The 18,060-nt window shown below is 74.6% G+C and carries 22 protein-coding genes; 12 read left to right on the top strand and 10 right to left on the bottom strand.

The window, feature by feature from the left end; translation table 11 throughout:
- Positions 1 to 72: 72 nt before the first annotated feature.
- The gene (locus HT134_RS01705) at positions 73 to 663 is read left to right on the top strand and encodes an alpha/beta hydrolase family protein (RefSeq protein ID WP_175598471.1); all 591 of its coding nucleotides are present in this window, start codon (positions 73 to 75) and stop codon (positions 661 to 663) included.
- 74 nt (positions 664 to 737) lie between these two features.
- On the opposite strand, the gene HT134_RS01700 is transcribed toward HT134_RS01705, so the two are convergent.
- Together HT134_RS01700 and HT134_RS01695 are read right to left on the bottom strand one after the other, a co-directional pair.
- Positions 738 to 929 (bottom strand): DUF5999 family protein, encoded by a 192-nt coding sequence (locus HT134_RS01700; protein ID WP_175590377.1) that lies wholly within the window; start codon positions 927 to 929, stop codon positions 738 to 740.
- Between the two features lie 275 nt (positions 930 to 1,204).
- Positions 1,205 to 1,765: a TetR/AcrR family transcriptional regulator C-terminal domain-containing protein gene (locus HT134_RS01695; RefSeq protein ID WP_175598470.1), complete on the bottom strand. Its 561-nt coding sequence runs from the start codon at positions 1,763 to 1,765 to the stop codon at positions 1,205 to 1,207.
- Between the two features lie 113 nt (positions 1,766 to 1,878).
- Between HT134_RS01695 and HT134_RS01690 the strand changes: the two genes are divergently transcribed.
- Complete coding sequence (locus HT134_RS01690; protein WP_175598469.1) at positions 1,879 to 2,277, top strand: hypothetical protein; 399 nt, start codon at positions 1,879 to 1,881, stop codon at positions 2,275 to 2,277.
- Positions 2,278 to 2,372: 95 nt separating this feature from the next.
- On the opposite strand, the gene HT134_RS01685 is transcribed toward HT134_RS01690, so the two are convergent.
- The 3 genes from HT134_RS01685 to HT134_RS01675 form a co-directional block, all read right to left on the bottom strand.
- Complete coding sequence (locus HT134_RS01685; RefSeq protein WP_175598468.1) at positions 2,373 to 3,830, bottom strand: RNA polymerase sigma factor; 1,458 nt, start codon at positions 3,828 to 3,830, stop codon at positions 2,373 to 2,375.
- A 177-nt stretch (positions 3,831 to 4,007) separates the two neighbouring features.
- Complete coding sequence (locus HT134_RS01680; RefSeq protein ID WP_175598467.1) at positions 4,008 to 4,376, bottom strand: hypothetical protein; 369 nt, start codon at positions 4,374 to 4,376, stop codon at positions 4,008 to 4,010.
- Positions 4,377 to 4,444: 68 nt separating this feature from the next.
- Positions 4,445 to 5,608, bottom strand: coding sequence for an AMP-binding protein (locus HT134_RS01675; protein WP_175598466.1), 1,164 nt, complete (start codon positions 5,606 to 5,608; stop codon positions 4,445 to 4,447).
- Positions 5,609 to 5,759: 151 nt separating this feature from the next.
- Here HT134_RS01675 and HT134_RS01670 point away from each other — a divergent pair, with 151 nt between their 5' ends.
- Entirely contained in the window at positions 5,760 to 6,671 is a 912-nt protein-coding gene (locus tag HT134_RS01670) for an o-succinylbenzoate synthase (RefSeq protein ID WP_175600046.1), read from the top strand.
- Positions 6,668 to 8,326, top strand: coding sequence for a 2-succinyl-5-enolpyruvyl-6-hydroxy-3-cyclohexene-1-carboxylic-acid synthase (menD, locus tag HT134_RS01665; RefSeq protein WP_175598465.1), 1,659 nt, complete (start codon positions 6,668 to 6,670; stop codon positions 8,324 to 8,326). The genes HT134_RS01670 and menD overlap by 4 nt, the downstream gene beginning before the upstream one ends.
- Positions 8,327 to 8,379: 53 nt before the next feature.
- Here menD and HT134_RS01660 read toward each other — a convergent pair whose 3' ends face one another.
- Together HT134_RS01660 and HT134_RS01655 are read right to left on the bottom strand one after the other, a co-directional pair.
- Positions 8,380 to 8,802, bottom strand: a complete 423-nt coding sequence (locus HT134_RS01660; protein ID WP_175598464.1) for a nuclear transport factor 2 family protein — start codon at positions 8,800 to 8,802, stop codon at positions 8,380 to 8,382.
- Between the two features lie 27 nt (positions 8,803 to 8,829).
- Positions 8,830 to 9,750, bottom strand: coding sequence for a zinc-binding dehydrogenase (locus HT134_RS01655; RefSeq protein ID WP_175598463.1), 921 nt, complete (start codon positions 9,748 to 9,750; stop codon positions 8,830 to 8,832).
- A 127-nt stretch (positions 9,751 to 9,877) separates the two neighbouring features.
- Here HT134_RS01655 and HT134_RS01650 point away from each other — a divergent pair, with 127 nt between their 5' ends.
- On the top strand, positions 9,878 to 10,828 hold the full coding sequence (locus tag HT134_RS01650) for a LysR family transcriptional regulator (protein ID WP_217707136.1): 951 nt from the start codon (positions 9,878 to 9,880) through the stop codon (positions 10,826 to 10,828).
- On the opposite strand, the gene HT134_RS01645 is transcribed toward HT134_RS01650, so the two are convergent.
- Entirely contained in the window at positions 10,829 to 11,482 is a 654-nt protein-coding gene (locus HT134_RS01645; RefSeq protein WP_175598461.1) for a TetR/AcrR family transcriptional regulator, read from the bottom strand.
- Positions 11,483 to 11,581: 99 nt separating this feature from the next.
- On the opposite strand from HT134_RS01645, the gene HT134_RS01640 reads away from it, so the two are divergent.
- Both HT134_RS01640 and HT134_RS01635 read left to right on the top strand, forming a co-directional pair.
- A complete protein-coding gene (locus HT134_RS01640; RefSeq protein ID WP_175598460.1) occupies positions 11,582 to 12,169 on the top strand; it encodes an NADPH-dependent FMN reductase in 588 nt (195 codons plus the stop codon).
- Positions 12,166 to 13,341 (top strand): erythromycin esterase family protein, encoded by a 1,176-nt coding sequence (locus HT134_RS01635; RefSeq protein ID WP_175598459.1) that lies wholly within the window; start codon positions 12,166 to 12,168, stop codon positions 13,339 to 13,341. The genes HT134_RS01640 and HT134_RS01635 overlap by 4 nt, the downstream gene beginning before the upstream one ends.
- Positions 13,342 to 13,392: 51 nt before the next feature.
- Here HT134_RS01635 and HT134_RS01630 read toward each other — a convergent pair whose 3' ends face one another.
- A complete protein-coding gene (locus HT134_RS01630; protein WP_217707135.1) occupies positions 13,393 to 13,998 on the bottom strand; it encodes a TetR family transcriptional regulator in 606 nt (201 codons plus the stop codon).
- Between the two features lie 63 nt (positions 13,999 to 14,061).
- On the opposite strand from HT134_RS01630, the gene HT134_RS01625 reads away from it, so the two are divergent.
- On the top strand, positions 14,062 to 14,475 hold the full coding sequence (locus HT134_RS01625) for an SRPBCC family protein (protein ID WP_175598458.1): 414 nt from the start codon (positions 14,062 to 14,064) through the stop codon (positions 14,473 to 14,475).
- A gap of 34 nt (positions 14,476 to 14,509) precedes the next feature.
- Here the strand turns inward: HT134_RS01625 and HT134_RS01620 are convergent, their stop codons facing one another.
- Positions 14,510 to 14,866, bottom strand: coding sequence for a winged helix-turn-helix transcriptional regulator (locus HT134_RS01620; RefSeq protein ID WP_175598457.1), 357 nt, complete (start codon positions 14,864 to 14,866; stop codon positions 14,510 to 14,512).
- Positions 14,867 to 14,934: 68 nt separating this feature from the next.
- Between HT134_RS01620 and HT134_RS01615 the strand changes: the two genes are divergently transcribed.
- The 4 genes from HT134_RS01615 to HT134_RS01605 all read left to right on the top strand — a co-directional run bounded on the left by HT134_RS01615 (position 14,935) and on the right by HT134_RS01605 (position 18,041).
- Positions 14,935 to 15,543, top strand: a complete 609-nt coding sequence (locus tag HT134_RS01615) for a carboxymuconolactone decarboxylase family protein (protein ID WP_175598456.1) — start codon at positions 14,935 to 14,937, stop codon at positions 15,541 to 15,543.
- Positions 15,540 to 16,403: a PhzF family protein gene (locus HT134_RS01610; RefSeq protein WP_175598455.1), complete on the top strand. Its 864-nt coding sequence runs from the start codon at positions 15,540 to 15,542 to the stop codon at positions 16,401 to 16,403. The genes HT134_RS01615 and HT134_RS01610 overlap by 4 nt, the downstream gene beginning before the upstream one ends.
- A gap of 103 nt (positions 16,404 to 16,506) precedes the next feature.
- A complete protein-coding gene (locus HT134_RS46685; protein WP_281387359.1) occupies positions 16,507 to 16,629 on the top strand; it encodes a hypothetical protein in 123 nt (40 codons plus the stop codon).
- The gene (locus tag HT134_RS01605; RefSeq protein WP_217707134.1) at positions 16,626 to 18,041 is read left to right on the top strand and encodes an MFS transporter; all 1,416 of its coding nucleotides are present in this window, start codon (positions 16,626 to 16,628) and stop codon (positions 18,039 to 18,041) included. Before HT134_RS46685 ends, HT134_RS01605 begins: the two co-directional genes overlap by 4 nt.
- Positions 18,042 to 18,060 lie beyond the last annotated feature (19 nt).

Below are 18,060 nucleotides of genomic sequence, written 5' to 3'. Positions count from 1 at the left end.
GGTGGAGGGGGCTCGCGGCGGGTCGGGAGGGCGGTGGCGGGAGCGCGGGGCGCCGCCCGATACGGTTCTCGCATGGAGGTCATGACGCCGCGCGGGCCCGCGCTGGTCCAGGTGGAGGAGGCGGAGCGGCCCCGGCTGCTGCTCGTGCTGACCCACGGGTCGGCCGGGGGAGTCGACGCGCCCGACCTGCTGGCCGTGCGTGACGCGGCCCTGGCGTCCGGGGCGAACGTGGCCCGGGTGACGCAGCCGTTCCGGCTGGCGGGGGCTCGCGCCCCTGGGTCGGCGGAACGGCAGGACGAGGCGTGGCGCGCGGTCGTGGCGGAGCTGCGTTCGGCCGTGCCGGACCTGCCGCTGGTGCAGGGCGGGCGGAGCAACGGCGCGCGGGTCGCCTGCCGCACCGCCAAGGACGTCGGGGCCGCGGCCGCGGTCGCCCTCGCGTTCCCGCTGCACCCGCCCGGCAAGCCGGACCGTTCCAGGGCGGACGAGCTGCGCGGCGCGGGCGTCGACGTGCTCGTGGTGAACGGGGACCGTGACCCGTTCGGGGTGCCGGACGCCGCGGACGCGGCGCGGCTGGTGGTGCTGCCGGGGGAGGGGCACGACCTGAAGAAGGACCCCGCCCGGGTCGGCGAGGTGGTCGCCGGGTGGATCATGTCGTACGCGTGATCTGACGGTGGGGAGGCCCGGGCGGCGCGTGCCCGGTGGCCTCGGCGTGGCGACGTCCGGTGCGGACGCGCGGCTCAGGCGGCGCCCACGACGGGGCGGTGCGGGGCGATCGCGGTGCCGCCGGGCAGCAGCTCCCCGGTGTCCTCGAACAGCACCACGCCGTTGCAGAGAAGGCTCCACCCCTGCTCGGGGTGGCACGCGACAGTGCGTGCTGCCTCACGGTCGGGCGCCTCGGCGGACGGACAGACCGGGTCGTGCGGGCACATCGGCGTGCCTCCGATATCTCGTGAAAGGCCCCCGCGGGCACGGGAGCGGCTCGGGCTGATGGTCGTAGCAAGTGTGCGGCGTATGTCACATAATCCGACATAGTCCGTTCGGACTGTTAGAGGAGGATGCCCGGATGGTGTGACCCTCGACACAGCGTGCCTTAAGCAGGATAACGGGCCAAGCTCGACACGCCACTACGTTCGCAACCCTTTGCCCGCCCGGGGCGCGAGATCTTCTGTGGCGATCCTCCAGCGCCGCCCGATGCGCGGGCGGGCTAGGCGCGCAGGCCCCGGAGCAGCGCGTCGAGGCCGCGCTCGAAGTCGGCGTCGGCCCGCTCGTCGCGCCGCACCCACTCGTCCACCTCGGGGTCGGCCCAGCCCGACTGCTGCACCTCGACCGCCACGCTCCCGAAGACGAACGCCCGTAGCGCCCGCACCGCCTCGGCCGCGTCGGGCAGGCCCGCCTCGGCGAGCTGGTCCGTCTGCTCCCTGATGGAGATCGCCGTGGCGCCCTTGGGCGGCTTGGTCAGCGCGAGCGCCAGCACGCCCGGGTGGTCGCGCAGCAGCTCGCGGCTGGCCCGGCACCACGCCCGGGCGGTGTCCTGCCAGCTCGCCGCCGGCTCCACGTGGACGGCGGTCACGTGCTCGGCCAGCGCGTCCATCAGCGCCTCCTTGCCCCGCGGCAGGTGATGGTAGATGGCCATGGCCTCCACCTGGAGGGCGTCGCCGAGCCGGCGCATGGTGAGCCGGCGCAGCCCCTGGGTGTCGGCGATGTGCAGCGCGGTCTCGATGATGCGCTCGCGGGACAGGGGGACCGGTGGCCTCTTGGCGGGCATGCCGGTGATCTTACTATGTAAAGGCGATCGCCGTGGTCCGATGACGTGGTGTGTCGCGGCAAGGCGTACCCTTGTCGCGGACAACAGGACGACTGTGCGAAGGGGCAGAGCCGATGGCGTTTTTCCGTCCGCGGGTGAGCCGGGAGGCCGAGGTCCGCTACCACGCGGACCTGGAGATCTCCAAGAGCTTCCCCGAGTTGCTGGAGAAGGCCAGGCAGGCCGAGCGGGTGCTGCGCGACCTGCGGGCCGCCGACGCCGACGAGATCGAGCTGCTGGCCGCCGGCACGGCGTTCGACCAGGCGCTGACCGAGGCGCTGCGGGCGGCCGAGGCGGGGCAGCGGGCCACGTTCGGCGTCCGCGCCTACGACGACCGCATCGCCCGCCGCAAGGCCAAGGCCACCCCGGCGGGGCGGCAGTGGACGGACGAGGTCAACCGGCTGCGCACCCTGCGCGAGGAGAACCGCCTGTGGGGCATCCCGCGCATCCCGCGCCCCGTCCCCGCGGTGCGCTGACCGCCCCGGTCCCGGCAGCGGTCTGAGCGCCGCCGCCGGGTGAACACGGCGAGAAGCCCCGGCTGAAGAGCCGGGGCTTCTCGTGGTGTCTCGGGTCAGCTGGCCCAGTCGAGCAGCGGACGGGTGTTGCTCGGGTGGCGCAGCTTGGACAGCGACTCCTTCTCGAGCTGCCGGATGCGCTCCCGGGTCAGCCCCAGGTGCTTGCCGATCTCGTCGAGGGTGTGCGGCTTGCCGTCGACCAGCCCGAACCGCAGCGCCATGATCTTCGACTCGCGCGGCGACAGGTTGTCGAGCACGCCCCGCAGCTGGTCGCCCAGCAGCTGGCGGTCGACGATCTCCGACGCCTCGGGGGAGTCCACGTCCTCGATGAGGTCGCCGATCGTGGTCTCGCCGTCCTCGCCGATCGTCGCGTTGAGCGAGATCGGCTGGCGGCTGGTGCGCAGCAGCTCCTCGATCTGGTCGGGCGTCCTGTCCAGCTCCTTGGCCAGCTCCTCCGGCGTGGGCTCGCGGCCCAGGCGCTGGTGCATGTCGCGCTCGACGCGCGACAGCTTCGAGAGCATCTCCAGCACGTGCACGGGCAGCCGGATCGTCCGGGCCGAGTCGGCGAAGCCGCGCTGGATGGCCTGGCGGATCCACCACATGGCGTACGTGGAGAACTTGAAGCCCTTGGTGTAGTCAAACTTCTCGACCGCCCTGATGAGGCCCAGGTTGCCCTCCTGGACCACGTCGAGCAGCGACATGCCGCGGTCGGTGTACTTCTTGGCCACCGAGACGACCAGCCGGAGGTTGGCCTCCAGCATGTGGTCCTTGGCCTCCCTGCCGTCCTGGACGACCATCTCGAGGTCCTCGCGGGCGGCCGGCGACAAGGTGGAATCGGTCTCCAGCTTGTACTCGGCGTACAGGCCGGCCTCGATGCGCCGGGCCAGCTCGACCTCCTGCGCGGCGGTGAGCAGCGTGCGCCGGCCGATCGACTTGAGGTAGGTGTGGACCGAGTCGCCCATGGCCGACTGGTTGTCGTCGAGGTCCAGGACCTCGGTCTCCAGCTCCGCCTCCTCGCCGTCGGCGCCCATGGCGAGGGCGTCGGGGTCCGGCTCGGCGTCGGCGGGAGCCTCGGCCTCCGGCTTCGCGGCGGTCCTGGCCGTGGTCCTGGCGGACTTGGCCCGGGTCTTCCTGGCGGTCGCGGGCGCGTCGTCGCCGGCGTCGCCCATGGAGGGGACGGACGCGATGTCGGTCTTGGACTCGGCGGCACCGGAGCCGGTAGACTTCGGCTCGGCCGGGCGCTTGGTAGCGGTCCTCGTCGTGGTGGACTTCGTCGTGGTGGTCTTCCTCGCGGTCGTGCGCGCGGACCGGCCCAGGGACGGCTCGTCCTCGGCGGCCAGGCTGACGCCCGCCTCGGTGAGCTCGCGCAGGATCGACCGGCCTTCGGCGGGGTTGATCCCGGCCTCGGCGAACGCGTGACGCAGCTCCGCGAGAGAAAGGTGACCCTGTGCTCGCCCTCGGTCAAGGAGCTGGTCGAGGGTCGCGGGTGGGGTCGCCACGGCGGTTCGGGGCATGAGGACACCTCCTCCATACGGAGTAGAAGCGATCAGGCAGATTGTGGTGGGGCGGTACGGGCCGCTCGGCGCACCAGTATCAATAACGCCATCTGCCGCTATTTGTTCCCGTAAGGATAAAAATGGGGCGGACCGCCTCGTGGCGGCCCACCCCCGGTACGCGCGGCCCGCGGCCGGCTAGTCGCCGCTGACCTGGCCCGGGTCGCCGTCGGGCACCGCCGCCGAGGGCCCCTCGGTCACCTTCCCGGGCTCGCCCTCGGGCATCGGCATGGGCTCGGCGTCCTCCATGCGCTCGTCGGTCCAGTAGTCGAGGACCGCGTCGGGGTCGGGGTTGACGTCATGCGACACCACGGCGTCGGGCGACGGGCCGGGCGTCTGCCCGGCGAGCTCGGCCACCTGACCGGGATCGACCTGCACCACGGCCTTGGTCTCCTTGGAGACCTTCTCGAGCCTGCCCGCCGAGGCGGCCGCCGCGACCGAGACCCCGCCGACGACGATGACGCCGACGACCGCCGCGGATGCCCACATCTTGCGGGTCTGATCCATGAAGGCTCCCTCCTTGCTCTTCCCCCCTTTGACGCACCGGATGGTCATCGGGTTCCTGCGCGGGCGGGTCAGACGGGCCGTGAGGAGGCTTGCGAGCGCAGGCGTACGAGGTCGGGCTTGCCGTTGGGGAGCAGCGGCAGCCGCGGCACGAGGCGCAGCTCGCGGGGCGCGGCGTACGCGGGCAGCCGCTCGGCGCAGTAGGCGCGCAGGTGCGGCAGCGTCGGCGGGCGGGAGGCGTCGGCGGGCACCACCACGGCCACCACCACCTCGCCCCACTCGGGGTCGGGCCGGCCGACGACCGCGACGTCCGCCACCTCGGGATGGGCGCCGAGCACCGCCGCCACCGCGCCCGCCACGACCTTCTCGCCCCCGGTGTTGATCACGTCGTCGGCGCGGCCCAGCACGCGCAGCCGCCCGCCGGACAGCTCGCCCAGGTCGGAGGTCACGAACCAGGCGCCGTCGCGCGGCACCGGCTCGCCCGAGCGGTAGCCGGAGAACAGCACCGGCCCCGCCACCCGGATCCGGCCGTCGTCGCCCACCTTCACGTCCACGCCGTCGAGGGGCCGGCCGTCGTACACGCAGCCCCCGCAGGTCTCGCTCATCCCGTACGTCGTCACCACCCGCGCGCCGAGCCCGCGCGCCCGCTCCAGCAGCGCGGGACGGGCCGCCGCGCCCCCGAGCAGGATCGTGGCGAAGACCGACAGGTCGGCCCGCATCTCGACCAGCCGGTGCAGCTGCGTGGGCACCAGCGACACGTGGCGGGCGCCGGAGGCCAGCACCCGCTCGGGGTCGAACCTGTCGTGCACGATCGGCTCGGTGCCGCTCAGCAGCGCCCGGACCAGCACCTGGAGCCCGGACACGTGCGACGGCGGCAGGCAGCACAGCCACCGCTCGCCCTCGGCGGCCCCGAGGCGGCGCAGCGACGCGGCGGCCGAGGCGCGCAGCGCCCGCGCGGAGAGCAGGACGCCCTTGGGCGTGCCCGTGCTCCCGCTGGTGGCGATGACCACGGCGACGTCGCCCGGCACGCCGCGCCCGCCGTCCAGGGGCCGGCCGCCGGCGTCGGTGGGGCGCAGCGCGGCGATCGCGGCGTCGGCCGCCGGCCCCGGGGCCAGCGGCAGCACGGCCGGCCCGGCGCCGCTCAGCGCGTCGCGCACCGCCGCGAACAGCTCGGGGCCCGGCGGCATGACGACCGCGCTCAACGGGCGGTCCGGATGCGACGGCGTGCTCGGCATGCTCGTAAGGTTAGTGGCGACAGATCGGTACTGACTCAGTGGTGACGCGGTGGTGGCAGGGCGGGGCGCGCGATCCGGCGTGAACGGGTGGCGCACGGGTGTGACCGGTGACGCCGCCGGTGGAGGGGAGCGGGGGCTGACCAGCGATCCCGTGGTGTTCCGCATCCCGATGCGCACCCGCTTCCGCGGGCAGACGGCCCGCGAGGGCGTGCTGCTGCGCGGCCCGGCGGGCTGGGGCGAGTTCTCGCCGTTCCCCGAGTACGGGCCGCGCGAGTGCGCCCGCTGGCTGGCCTGCGCCCGCGAGGCCGCCTTCGAGGGCTGGCCCGCGCCGGTCCGCGACACGGTCCCGGTCAACGCCACGGTCCCGGCGGTCGCGGCCGAGCGGGCCTTCGAACTGGTCCGCGGCTCCGGCTGCGCCACCGCGAAGGTCAAGGTCGCCGAGCCCGGCCAGAGCTTCGCCGACGACCTGGCCCGGGTGGAGGCCGTGCGCGACGCCCTCGGGCCGTCCGGGCGGCTGCGCGTGGACGCCAACGGCGCGTGGAGCGCCGACGAGGCGGTGCGCCGGCTGAAGGAGCTCGACCGGTTCGGCCTGGAGTACGCCGAGCAGCCCTGCGCCACCCTGGAGGAGCTGGCGCTGGTGCGGCGCGCCTGCGACGTGCCGATCGCGGCCGACGAGTCGATCCGCCGCGCCGAGGACCCGCTGCGCGTGCGGGCCGCCGAGGCGGCCGACATCGCCGTGGTCAAGGTCCAGCCGCTCGGCGGGGTGCGGCAGGCGCTGCGCGTGGTCGAGGCGTGCGGGCTGCCCGCCGTCGTCTCGAGCGCCGTGGAGACGTCCGTGGGGCTGGCCGCGGGGCTCGCGCTGGCCGCCGCCCTGCCCGAGCTGCCGTACGCGTGCGGGCTCGGCACGATGACGCTGCTGTCCGGCGACGTCACCGCCGACCCGCTCATCCCCGAGGGCGGCGCGCTGCGCGTGCGGCGGCCCGAGGTGGACGAGCGTGCCCTGTCAGAGTTCGCCATCGACTCACCCCGATGGCTCGGCCGAATGCAGGAGGCGTCCCGGTGAATCCCGCGACCGCGCTGGCCACGGTGCTCGTCGACGAGCTGGTGCGCTGCGGCCTGACCGACGTCGTGCTCGCGCCCGGCTCGCGCTCAGCGCCGCTGGCGCTGGCGCTGCACGCCGAGTCGCGGGTGCGGCTGCACGTGCGCGTGGACGAGCGCTCGGCGTCGTTCCTGGCGCTCGGCCTGGCCCGGCGCTCGGAGCGGCCCGTCGCGCTGATCTGCTCCTCCGGCACCGCCGCCGCGAACTTCCACCCGGCCGTCATCGAGGCGGGCGAGTCGGGCGTCCCGCTGCTCGTGCTCACCGCCGACCGGCCGCCCGAGCTGCGCGGCACCGGCGCCAACCAGACCATCGACCAGGTGAAGCTGTACGGCACGGCCGCCCGCTGGTTCGCCGAGGTGGGCACTCCTGAGGACCGTCCCGGCCAGGTCGCGTACTGGCGGTCGCTGGCCTGCCGCGCCTACCAGCGCGCCGCCGGGCCCGCCGACCCCGGGCCGGTCCACCTCAACCTGGCCTTCCGCGAGCCGCTGATCCCCGACGGCGACACCTCGTGGAGCGAGCCGCTCGACGGCGACGCGACCGGCCCGTGGGTGCGCACCCGCGTCGCGCCGCCGCCCGTCGCCCTGCACCTGCCGCCGACGCGGCGCGGCGTGCTGGTGGTCGGCGACGGCGCCGCCAACGTGCGCCGCTACGTCGCCGCCGCCGGGATGGCCGGCTGGCCCGTCCTGTCGGAGCCGAACGGCGGCGGCCGCTACGGCGACCACTCCGTCTCGACCTACCACTACCTGCTGGCCACCCCCGAGTTCGCCGACGCGCACGCGCCCGACGTGGTCGTGACGCTCGGCCGGCCGGGGCTGTCGCGCCCGCTGCTGTCGTGGCTCAAGCGCGTCCAGGAGCACATCGTCGTCGCGCCCGCCCTCGACCGCTGGCCCGACCCCACCCGCTCGGCCACCCAGGTGGCGCAGGCCGTGGAGATCCCGGTGGCCTCCGGCGACGACGGCTGGCTGAACTCCTGGCGGCACGCCGACCAGGCGGCGCGGGCCGCGGTGGACCAGGTGCTCGACACCTCGGGCACGAGCGAGCCGCGCCTGGCCCGCGACCTGGCCGACACGCTGCCCAACGGCGCCCTGCTGTTCTGCGGCTCGTCCATGCCGATCCGCGACCTCGACCAGGCCATGCGGCCCCGGCGCGGGCTGCGGCTGCTGGCCAACCGGGGCGCCTCCGGCATCGACGGCGCGGTCTCGACGGCGATGGGCGCCGCGCTGGCCCACAACGGGCCGTCGTACGCGCTGCTCGGTGACCTGTCGTTCCTGCACGACCAGAACGGGTTCATCCTCGGGCCGCGCGAGCCCCGGCCCGACCTGTGCGTGGTGGTGGTCAACAACGACGGGGGCGGGATCTTCTCGCTGCTGCCGCAGGCGGCGCTGCGCGACCCGTTCGAGCGGGTATTCGGCACGCCGCACGGGGTGGACCTCGGGTACGTGGCCGCCGCGACCGGCACGCCGTACCGGCTGGTGGAGGAGCTGGGAGACCTGCCCAAGGCGCTGCGCGGCGAGGGGCCGCGCGTGGTGGAGGTGCGCACGGACCGGGAGGAGAACGCGCTGGTCCACGCCCGCCTGCGCGACGCCGCCCAGGACGCCATCCGCGCCGCCCTGGCCTGACCGGCCCGGGGCGGCTCCCCGCGCCTTCGCGGAGCCAGGAAACTGTGCCGGGGTCACGCGCCGCCGGGGTGGTGCGGGAAGAGGGCCGCGGCCACGTGGCGGGTGTCGGCGTACTCGACGACCGAGGTGATCCGGCCGTCCCGCACGGTGTAGATCCCGACGCAGCGGTTGTCGTACGTGCCCCCGTACACGGTCCGCGCTCTGGCGGTCCATTCGGCGACCACGCGGTCGCCCTCGGCGATCGTGCTGACGAGCTCGATCCGCGTCGTGCCGGGGACGAGGAGCGGGCCCATGCCGCCGAGGAAGTCCTGGATGATCGCGTCGCGGCCGCGCCACACCTTCGAGATCGGCAGGTCGCCGGGGTAGTGCCAGGTCGCGTCCGCGGCGAAGCTGTCGTGGACGACGTCGGCGTCGCCGTCGCGGACGGCCTCGACGTAGCGGATGACGACGTCCCTGGGGTCGGTGCCGGCGTTCATGATCAGGCTCCTTGGTCGGTGGCGCGTTCAGGCGAGGGTGAGGACGGCCTTGCCGCGGATGCGGCGCTCGCGCAGGTCGGTGAGGACGGTCGCGGTGTCGGCCCAGTCGGCGATCCGGCCGATCTCGGGATGCAGGCGGCCCCCGGCGGTCAGCCGGACGAGCGCCGCGAGGTCGTCGCCGAGCGAGGTGTCGGCGTCGAGGTAGTGGAAGTGGCGGATGACGGCCGACTCGGGTCCGTCGAAGAACGCGAAGAAGTCGAGCGTCGCCGGTCGCCGGCTGGCCTGCCCGAACCAGATGAGCGTGCCGCGCCTGGCGGTTTTGGCCAGGGCCGTCGCGAGGGACGGGCCGCCGGTCGATTCCAGGACGAGGTCGTACGGGCCGGGCGCGTCGGCCAGGTCGTGGACGACGGCGGCCGCGCCGAGCTCGATGAGCCGGGCGCCGCGCTCGGCGTCCCGGGTGACGGCGGTGACCTCCGCTCCGGCGGCGGCCGCCAGCTCGGTCACGTAGTGCCCCACGCCCCCGGACGCGCCGGTCAGCAGCACGCGCCGCCCCAGCACCGGCCCGGCCGTGCGCAGCAGCCGCAGCGCGGTCAGCCCGGCGAGCGGCAGCGCCGCGGCCTGGAGGGCGGAGACGCCGTCGGGCAGCACGGCCAGCGCGTCGGTCGGCACGGCCGCGTACTCCGCCCAGCCGCCGGCCATGGGGTGGCCGACGACACGGGCGATGCCGTTCGGCCCGCTCCCGTCCGCGGCCGGCTGGACGACCAGGCCCGCGACGTCCTTGCCGGGCCTGTCGCCGGGCGCGGGCGCCTCCAGCTTGAACGTCTCGCCCCGGTTGACGGAGAACGCCTCCACCTTCACCAGCGCCTCGTCCGGGCGCGGCGTCGGCTCGGGGACGTCGGCGAGCACGACCGGTTCCCTCGGATCTCCGGTCGGGAGCAGAGCCTTCACGGCGGGTACCTCCTGGGTGATGCGGTCCTCGGGCTGTCGGTGGCCAGTCCAGCAGGTGGGGGGACGGCGGGGCCAACAACGGAGCCGTCCGGCCGACAACGCCGCGTTGTCGGATATGGTCAGCGGCGTGGACCTGGATCTCGTTCTGGTTCGCGCGTTCGTCGCGACCGCCGAGGAACTGCATTTCGGGCGTGCCGCCCAGCGGCTGACCACCAGCCAGCAGGTGCTGTCCAAGCGCGTCGCGCGCCTGGAGTCGCTGCTCGGCGTGCGGCTGTTCGAACGCGAAGGCGGCACGCGCCTGACCGAGGCCGGTGAGCGCTTCGCGCCGGCCGCGCGCGAGGCTCTGGCGGCGGGGGAGCGCGCGGTCGCGGCGGCGCTGGGGACGGGGCAGGTCGTCCGGATCGACGTCTGGGGCCATCTGTACGCGCCGATGCGCACGGTCGCGCAGGCCGTGGCGGCGCTCGGCCCGGTACGCCTGGAGCCGGGCCCGGCACGTGACTGGCCGTCGGTCGCGGAGATGCTGCTGCGCGGCGACACGGATCTGGGCTTCGGCCGGGTGCACCCGCTCGGCGGGGGCCGCGACGCCGGCCTCGCCCAGCGGCTGGTGCGCCTGGAGCCCGTGGACGCGGTGGTCAGCACGTCCCACGCGCTGGCCGGCGCCGCCGAGCTGCGCCCGGCCGACCTGCGCGACAGCACCCTGTGGTGCCCGGCCGAACTGACCCGCCTGGACTTCCTGCGGCGCTTCGCCGACGAGTTCGGCATCACGCGGCGCCAGGACGGCCCCAACCTGGGACTGGACCATCTCGTCGAGCACATCCGCGGCGACGCGGCCTGCTTCACCCTGTTCCCGACCGACGCGCCGCTGCCTGACTACGCGGGTCTGCGCTCGATCCCGCTCACCGCGCCGACCCCGCTGTACGCCTGGTCGCTGGCCTGGCGGGAGACCCGCCGCCACCCGCTGCTCGACGTCCTGTTGCGCGGTTTCGCCGACGTGGGCCGCGCCCGGCGCTGGCTGGAGTACGCGCCGGAACGCGACTGGCTCCCGGACACCGACCACGCGAAACTGGCCGGGGTGTGATCATTGCTCGCCGGCGTCGTGCCGGGGCCGCCGCACGTAGCCGTGCAGGAAGGTGTGCACGCCCGCGGCGACCATCTCCCTGAGCGCGCTCTCGTCGTGCAGGGCGGCCCGGTCGGTCAGGTTGTCGGCGGAGATGAGCAGCATCAGGTGCCCGGCGGCGCGTGCGGGATCGTCGATGGCGAGCTCGCCGCGCTCGGCGATCCGGCGTAGGCGCTCGGCGAGTTCGCGCCGGGTGCGGCCGGGGCCGCTGTCCCGCCAGAGCTCGAGTGCCGCCGGCGGGATGTGCTCGATCTCGGCGTTGATCTGGCGGATGAGCGCGAAGTGCGGGGCCAGGTCCGAGGTCAGCACGCCGAGCCAGGCCATCCCGAAGTCGACGAGGTCCGCCTCCAGGTCGACGACCTTGCTCAGGTGGCGGTCGATGATGTCGACCATGGTGTCGGCGACCCGCCGCGTGCTCTCCTGGATCACGGTCTGGAACAGCTCGGCCTTGTCGGTGAAGTGGTTGTAGATGGTGCGGTTGGAGACGCCCGCCTCGGCGGCGATCGCGTCCAGCCCGGCGCGGGTGTAACCGTCGCGGGCGAACAGCGTCAGTGCTCCGGTCACGATCGCGCGGCGCTTGTCGGGCTGGCCGACCGGCTTCTTTCTCTCCGTCACGCTGCCTGAGGTTATCGGATTGCACCGTCGATTGCATTCGCTACACCGATCGATGTAATGTCTACACCGTTCGGTGCATCTACGTCCGTAGGAGAGATCATGACCAGGATCGGGATCGTCGTCGGCAGCACCCGCCCCGGCCGCCGGGGCCGTGCGGTCGCCGAGTGGGTCGCCTCGGTGGCCGCGCAGGAGCAGCCGGAGGCCGACTTCGAGATCGTCGACCTCGCCGACTTCGCCCTGCCGCTGCTGGACGAGGAGCAGCCGGCGCTGTTCGGCCGGTACGGCAACGCCCACACCGTGCGCTTCGCCGAGGCGGTCTCCCGCTACGACGGGTTCGTGTTCGTCACGCCGGAGTACAACCATTCGATCCCGGGCGCGCTGAAGAACGCCCTGGACTTCGTCTACGCCGAGTGGAACAACAAGGCGGCCGGCTTCGTCGGTTACGGCCTGCACGGCGCGACCCGCGCGGTCGAGCATCTGCGGCTGATCCTGGCCGAGCTGCGGGTCGCCACCGTGCGCACCCAGGTGGCGCTGTCCCTGCACCACGACTTCACCTTCTCCGCCCCCACCGAGCCGGGCGCCTTCACACCCGGCGCGCACCAGCACCAGACCCTCTCGACCCTGCTGGCCGACGTCGTCGTCTGGTCCCGGGCGCTGCAGCCGGTCCGGGAAGGAGCCCTGGCATGAGCGCGACCCCCGGCCTCCTGTCCGCAGCCGCCCTCGACGAACTGGCGGACGCCGTCGCCGCCGGCGCGACGATCGCCGGGCTCGGCGAGTCGACCCGGTTCGCCCACGACACCTTCGACCTACGCGACCAGATCTTCCGCAGGCTGGCCCATCGGCACGGCTTCCGCGCGCTGGCCCTCCAGGACGGCGCCGCCGTCGCGGCGACGCTCGACACGTTCGTCACCGGAGGCGACGGGGCCGCGGCATCCGCGGCATCCGCGTTGGACGGCGCCTGGCGGCCCTGGCGCACCGCGGGCATGGTCACGGCGCTGGAGTGGATCCGCGGGTTCAACCGGGACCACCTCGACGACCCCATCCGCATCTTCGGGGTCAAACCGGCCCAGGCGCGGCCGGAAGACTACGACGCCGTGCTCGGTCACGTCCGCCGTGCCGCCCCGCACCTGCTGGCCGAGCTGGCCGCCCACCTGGAGCCGATCCGTACCGCGCACGAGATCGACGAGCACGTGCAGCGGGCCCGAGGGCTGCATCCGGGCCGTCCCTTCGCCGAGCACGCCCGCGACGCGCTCGCCATCGTCGAGCGACTGCCCCGCCACGCCGACCTGGACGCCGACCTGGACGCCGTCCTGGCCCGGACGCGGCTCATCGTGGACTTCCACGAGCGCAGCGTCGCCGGACGCGGCGACTACGCCGGCGACGCCCGGGTGTGGGCGGGCACGATCATCGAGCACCAGCGCCGGACCGGGCACCGCGTGGCCTACTGGGACGGCATCGCGCACACCTCGGCCGCTCCGGCGACGCTGGGCCTGGCTCCTCAGCGCGGCCCTCAGCCCACGGTCGGCAGCGTGCTGCGCGACCACCACGGCGCGGGGTACGTCTCGGTGGCGATCGGCTTCCACCACGGCGACCTCGGCGTCGCCGCCGTCCCCGAACCCGCCCCCGACTGGCTCGACGCCCGGCTGGCCGCTCCGGGCCGGGCCGCCCGCTGGCTGGACCTGCGGCGCGGCGATCTGCGCCGCCGGTGGGAGGGACCCGCGAAGGTCCGCGTCATCAGCGGCGTCTACGACCCCTCCCGTGATCTCGCCGAGCACCTGGCGGTCGCCTCGCTGCCGGAGGCGTTCGACGTGCTCGTGCACCTGCGCCAGGTGTCCCCGGTTCGGTGGCTGGGCGCATGACCCCCTTCAGGCGGGGACGCCGGCCCGGAAAGGCGGGACTCCAGGAGAGCGTCACCTGGGGGACGGCGGGGTGTCCCGTGGTTCCTCGACCCTGGCGATGAGTTCGGCGAAGAGTTCGGCGGCGTCGTCGACCGCCGCCTGGTCGCCGGTGGCGAGGAGATCGAGAAGCAGTCCGCGGCCGACGGCGAGCGAGAGCCGGGCCGCGCGGCCGGCCTGGCGCGGGGGGAGGCCGTGCCTGGTGAGCATGTCGGTGACCGGGCCGGTCCAGGCCGTGACGACCGACTCGCGGAACCCGGCCGTCCAAGGGCGCCCGTTCAGGGCGTGCGCGTAGATCTCGAAGAACAGCCGTTCGGCCGGCGCGAGGGCGGGGTCGCTGACGCGCTTCCAGAAGGCCCGGGACAGTTCGGTGAGATCGCTGGTGTCGGCTTCGAGCGCCGCCAGGGCGGCGCGCTGGCGGGCCTCCATCAGGTTGACGATCTCGACCAGCAAGCCGTCACGTGATCCGAAGTGGTAGTGCAGCATGCGATGGCTCGTGCCGATCGCCGCGGCGAGCTCGCGCATGCTCAGATCGCTGAAGCCGACCTCCTGCAGGTGCTGGAGGCAGCGTTCGAGCAGCGTCTGTTTCGCGGTGCCTGACATGGCAGCCCTCTCGGCCATGCCCCTCATGGTAGCTGTACCGTTTGGTACATCACGGTGCGACCTTCTGGAACGGAGATCCTCATGCGGACGTCGACCACTGTCGCGGCGCCTGTCCCGGCGGTTTGGAGGGTCCTGCTCGACATCGAGCGCTGGCCCGACTGGACCGACACCGTGACCACGGCCAGGTGGCTCGACCCGGGCCCGACGCGGCCGGGGAGACGTGCGCGCCTGACCCAGCCGCGACTGGGCAGCGCCGAGTGGGAGATCACCGAGCTGGAACAGGAGCGGTCCTTCTCCTGGGTGCGGCGCTCGGCCGGCGTCACCACGGTCGGCGGCCACCTGCTGTCCGCGGGCCCGGACGGCGGAACAACCCTCACGCTCAGCATCGACCACTCCGGTCCGCTGGCCGGTGTGGTCCGGCTGCTCACCGATCGGCTCACCCGGCGATACATCGACACCGAAGCACGTGGCCTCAAGGCGTACTGCGAACGCTGACCGCGGCTCCTTCGAGGCCGGGAGCGTCACCGCCTCACCGCTGGTGGTTCGGCGGGGCATCGTGCAGCTCTCGGGCCCAGCGGCGGCTCCAGGCGTCGAGCGGCGCGAGCGCCTCGACGAGGTCCCGCCCGAGAGGCGTGAGGCGGTAGCCGTCGTCGCGCACGGCGGTCAGGCGGGCCGCGGTCAGCTCGTCGAGCCGGGTGCTGAGCACGCTGGAGGACATGCGCTCGCAGCGCCGCTGGAGTTCGCGGAAACCCGCGGGCTCCAGGCTCAGCTCCCACAGGATGCGCATCGTCCAGCGCCGTCCGAGCAGGTCGAGCGCGGCCATCACCGGCCGGCCGGACGACGATCCACGTACCGGTACGCCCGGCTGGGGCGCGCTCGCCGCCATGTGCACTCCCTTGCGCTCCGTCTGCCGAAGCATCATAGTGGTTCGGAAATCGAAGCAGGAGTGCTCACGTGCCGCGCATCGAACCGCTAGCCCCGCCCTATCCCGCCTCCGTCGAGCAGGCGCTGCGCCGCTGGATGCCGCCCGGCGTGCCGCACGAGCCGCTCACGCTGTTCCGCGTCCTGCACCGCAACCCGGAGCTGGCCTCGCGGATGTTCGTCCTGGGCGCCGGGCTGCTCGGCCACGGGCTGCTGCCCGCCGCCGACCGGGAGCTCGTCATCGCCCGCGTCACCGCCCGCGCAGGGTGCCGCTACGAGTGGGGCGTCCACGCGGCCACCCTCGCCCGGCAGGCCGGCCTCAGCCCGGAGCGGCTGCGGGCGACCGCCGCCCCCGGGGTCGACGGCTCGTGGCCCGCGCGTCACGCGGCGCTGCTGCACGCGGTCGACGAGCTGCACGAGACCGCGCGGCTGTCGCAGCCCGCCTGGGACGCCCTGCGCGTCCACTACCCGGACGAGCAGCTGATCGAGTTCCTCGTTCTGGCCGGTTGGTACCGCACCATCGGGTATCTGGCGAACGGGCTCCTGCTGGAGGAGGAGCCCTGGGCCGTCCCGTTCCCGGAAGAGCCGCGACCCCCGCGACCGGCCAGGGCCGAGGGGACCGACGGGAGTGACCGCCGATGAGCGGCGGCGGCGCGCGGGTCACGATCGTCCACGCCTGCCTGCGCGACGGCGAAGGCGGCAGCCCCACCGCGGTGATGGAGGAGGCGCCGTTGAGCGAGGACGAGCGCCGCCGCGTGCCGGTCCTGACCGGAACCTCGCACGCGGTCTTCGTCTCCGCGTACGACGGACCGGACGGACCGGACGGACCGGTGGCGAGCCTGCGCTTCTTCACCGCGGAGGGCGAGCTGCCCGCGTGCGGCCACGGGACGATCGCGGCCCTGGCCTTCCTCGCCGAGCGCGCCGGGAGCGCGGAGCACCGCACCACCCTCCGTACGCCGGGCGGCGACCTCCCTGGTCGCGCCGTGGGGGAGGAGGGCCACGTCACGGCCTCCTTCGACACCGGCTCCGTCGACCTGCGCGAGCCCACCGCGGCCGAGTGCGACCTCGTCCTGCCCGCTCTCGGCGTCACCCCGGACATCCTCGCGCCCGGTGCCCGGGTCGCCGCGGTGGGGCGGCCGCGGCTGCTGATCCCCCTCGCCACGCGGCCGGCCCTGGCCGCGCTGGACCCGGACCTCGACCGGCTCCGCGCCGCCTGCGACCGGCTGGGCCTCCTCGGCTGCTACGTCTACTCCGTCCCGGAGCGCTCCGGCCGGGCCGCGGCCCGCATGTTCGCCCCGTCGATCGGCGTGCCCGAGGACGTCGCCAACGCCAACAGCACCGCCTGCCTCGCCGCCCATCTCGCCGATCAGGGCTTCGCCGGCATCACCGTGGACATGGGCGACTCCCTCGGCAGTCCGTCCACGATCACCGCCGCCCCGCGGGGCGCCGTGGTCCGGCTGGGCGGTGCCGCGCGGATCGCGGGCGTCCTTCGCCTGCCGTGACCGGCCGGGAGAGACCGCGGAAGCCGGCGGGGCGAGCGTCTGAGCGGGAGCGGCGGCTTCGGGAGATCTTCACGGACCCGCAGGTCCATGACGGAGGGGACGGATGAGAAGGGTACTGCCGCCGGCCTCCGGCGACACGATCACGGACGGCCTCGCATCGGGCGCGCGCCCGGCGGAGTCGCGCGAGGTGGCGCGGGAGAGCCTCACCGCCGAGGCGAACCGGTGACCGCCGAAGACACGACCGCCACCGGCCGCATGCTCGTGCCGGCGCTGGTCTTCACCGCGCTCGTCGTGGCGGTCGTCGGCAGTCTCGGGGCGCCGCTGATCACCTCGGTGGCGGGCTCGTTCGGCGTGTCGCTGGCCGCCGCGCAGTGGACGCTCACCGCCCCGCTGCTCGTCGGCGCGATCGCCACGCCGGTGCTGGGCCGCCTGGGCACGGGGCCGCGCCGCCGCCAGGTCGTCCTGGCCACCTTGGCGGTCGTGGTGGCGGGCAGTGTGCTGACCGTGGCGCCGCTGCCGTTCGGCTGGCTGCTGGCCGGACGGGTGGCCCAAGGGGCGGGGCTGGGGCTGACGCCGCTGCTGATGGGCGTGGCCCGTGACCACCTGCCGGCGTCGCGTTCCGGCTCGGCGATCGCGCTGCTGTCGGTGGCCTCCATCGTCGGCATCGGCGTCGGCTACCCGCTGGCCGGGCTGCTGACCGACGTGGCGGGGCTGCGCGCGGCCTACGGGCTCGGCCTGCTGGTCACCGCGCTCGCGCTGGGCGCCGCCTGGTGGTCGGTGCCCCGGCCGCCGGCGGGCCGCGCGTCGGCCGTCGACGTGCCGGGTGCGGCGCTGCTCGGCGCCGGCCTGTCGGCCCTGTTGCTGGCGATCAGCCAGAGCGCTCTGTGGACCCGCCGTCCGGTCCTCGCCGCGGCGCTCGTGGCCGCCGCCGCCGTGCTGCTGGTCGGCTGGGTACGGCGCGAACGCCGGTGCGCGGCCCCGCTGGTGGACCTGGCGCTGCTGCGCACGCCCGCGGTGGCCGGGGCCAACGCGGTCATGCTGCTCGGCGGCGTCGGCATGTACCTGCTGCTGACCCTGGTCACCCGCTACGTGCAGACACCCGCCTCGGCCGGGTACGGGTTCGGCGTCGGCGTGTTCGTGGCGGGCCTGGTGCTGGTGCCGTTCTCGGCGCTGGGGTTCGTCGGCGGCAGGCTGGTGCGGCCGTTGCACGGGCGGTTCGCCCCGGCGGCGGTGCTGGCCGCCGGGGGCGGCGCCGTGCTGGCGGCGCTGGTGCTGTTCGCGCTGGCCCGCGGCCAGTTGTGGCTGTCGTTCGCGGTGATGGGCCTGCTGGGTCTGGGTGTCGGCGTGTTCTCGGCGGCGATGCCGGCCGCGATCCTGGCCGTCACCCCGGCCGGCGAGACGTCGAGCGCCATGAGCTTCAACCAGGTGGTCCGCAGCGTCGGCTTCTCGATCGGCAGCGCGCTGGGCGGTCTCACGCTGGCCGCCGCCACTCCGCCGGGCGCGACGTTCCCGGCCGACGCCGGATACACGTCGGCATCCTGGCTCGGCGCGGCGGCGATGGGCGTCACCGTCGTCGCCGCGCTCACCCTCCGGCAGGCGTCGCCGCCCGGCGACGGCCCGCCCGCGGGGCGAGGGTGATCCCGGTGCGCGAGCCGCG

The organism is Nonomuraea rhodomycinica (assembly GCF_013363995.1).
Taxonomy (GTDB): Bacteria; Actinomycetota; Actinomycetes; order Streptosporangiales; family Streptosporangiaceae; genus Nonomuraea; species Nonomuraea rhodomycinica.
This window is presented reverse-complemented; position numbering and strand designations above follow the sequence as displayed.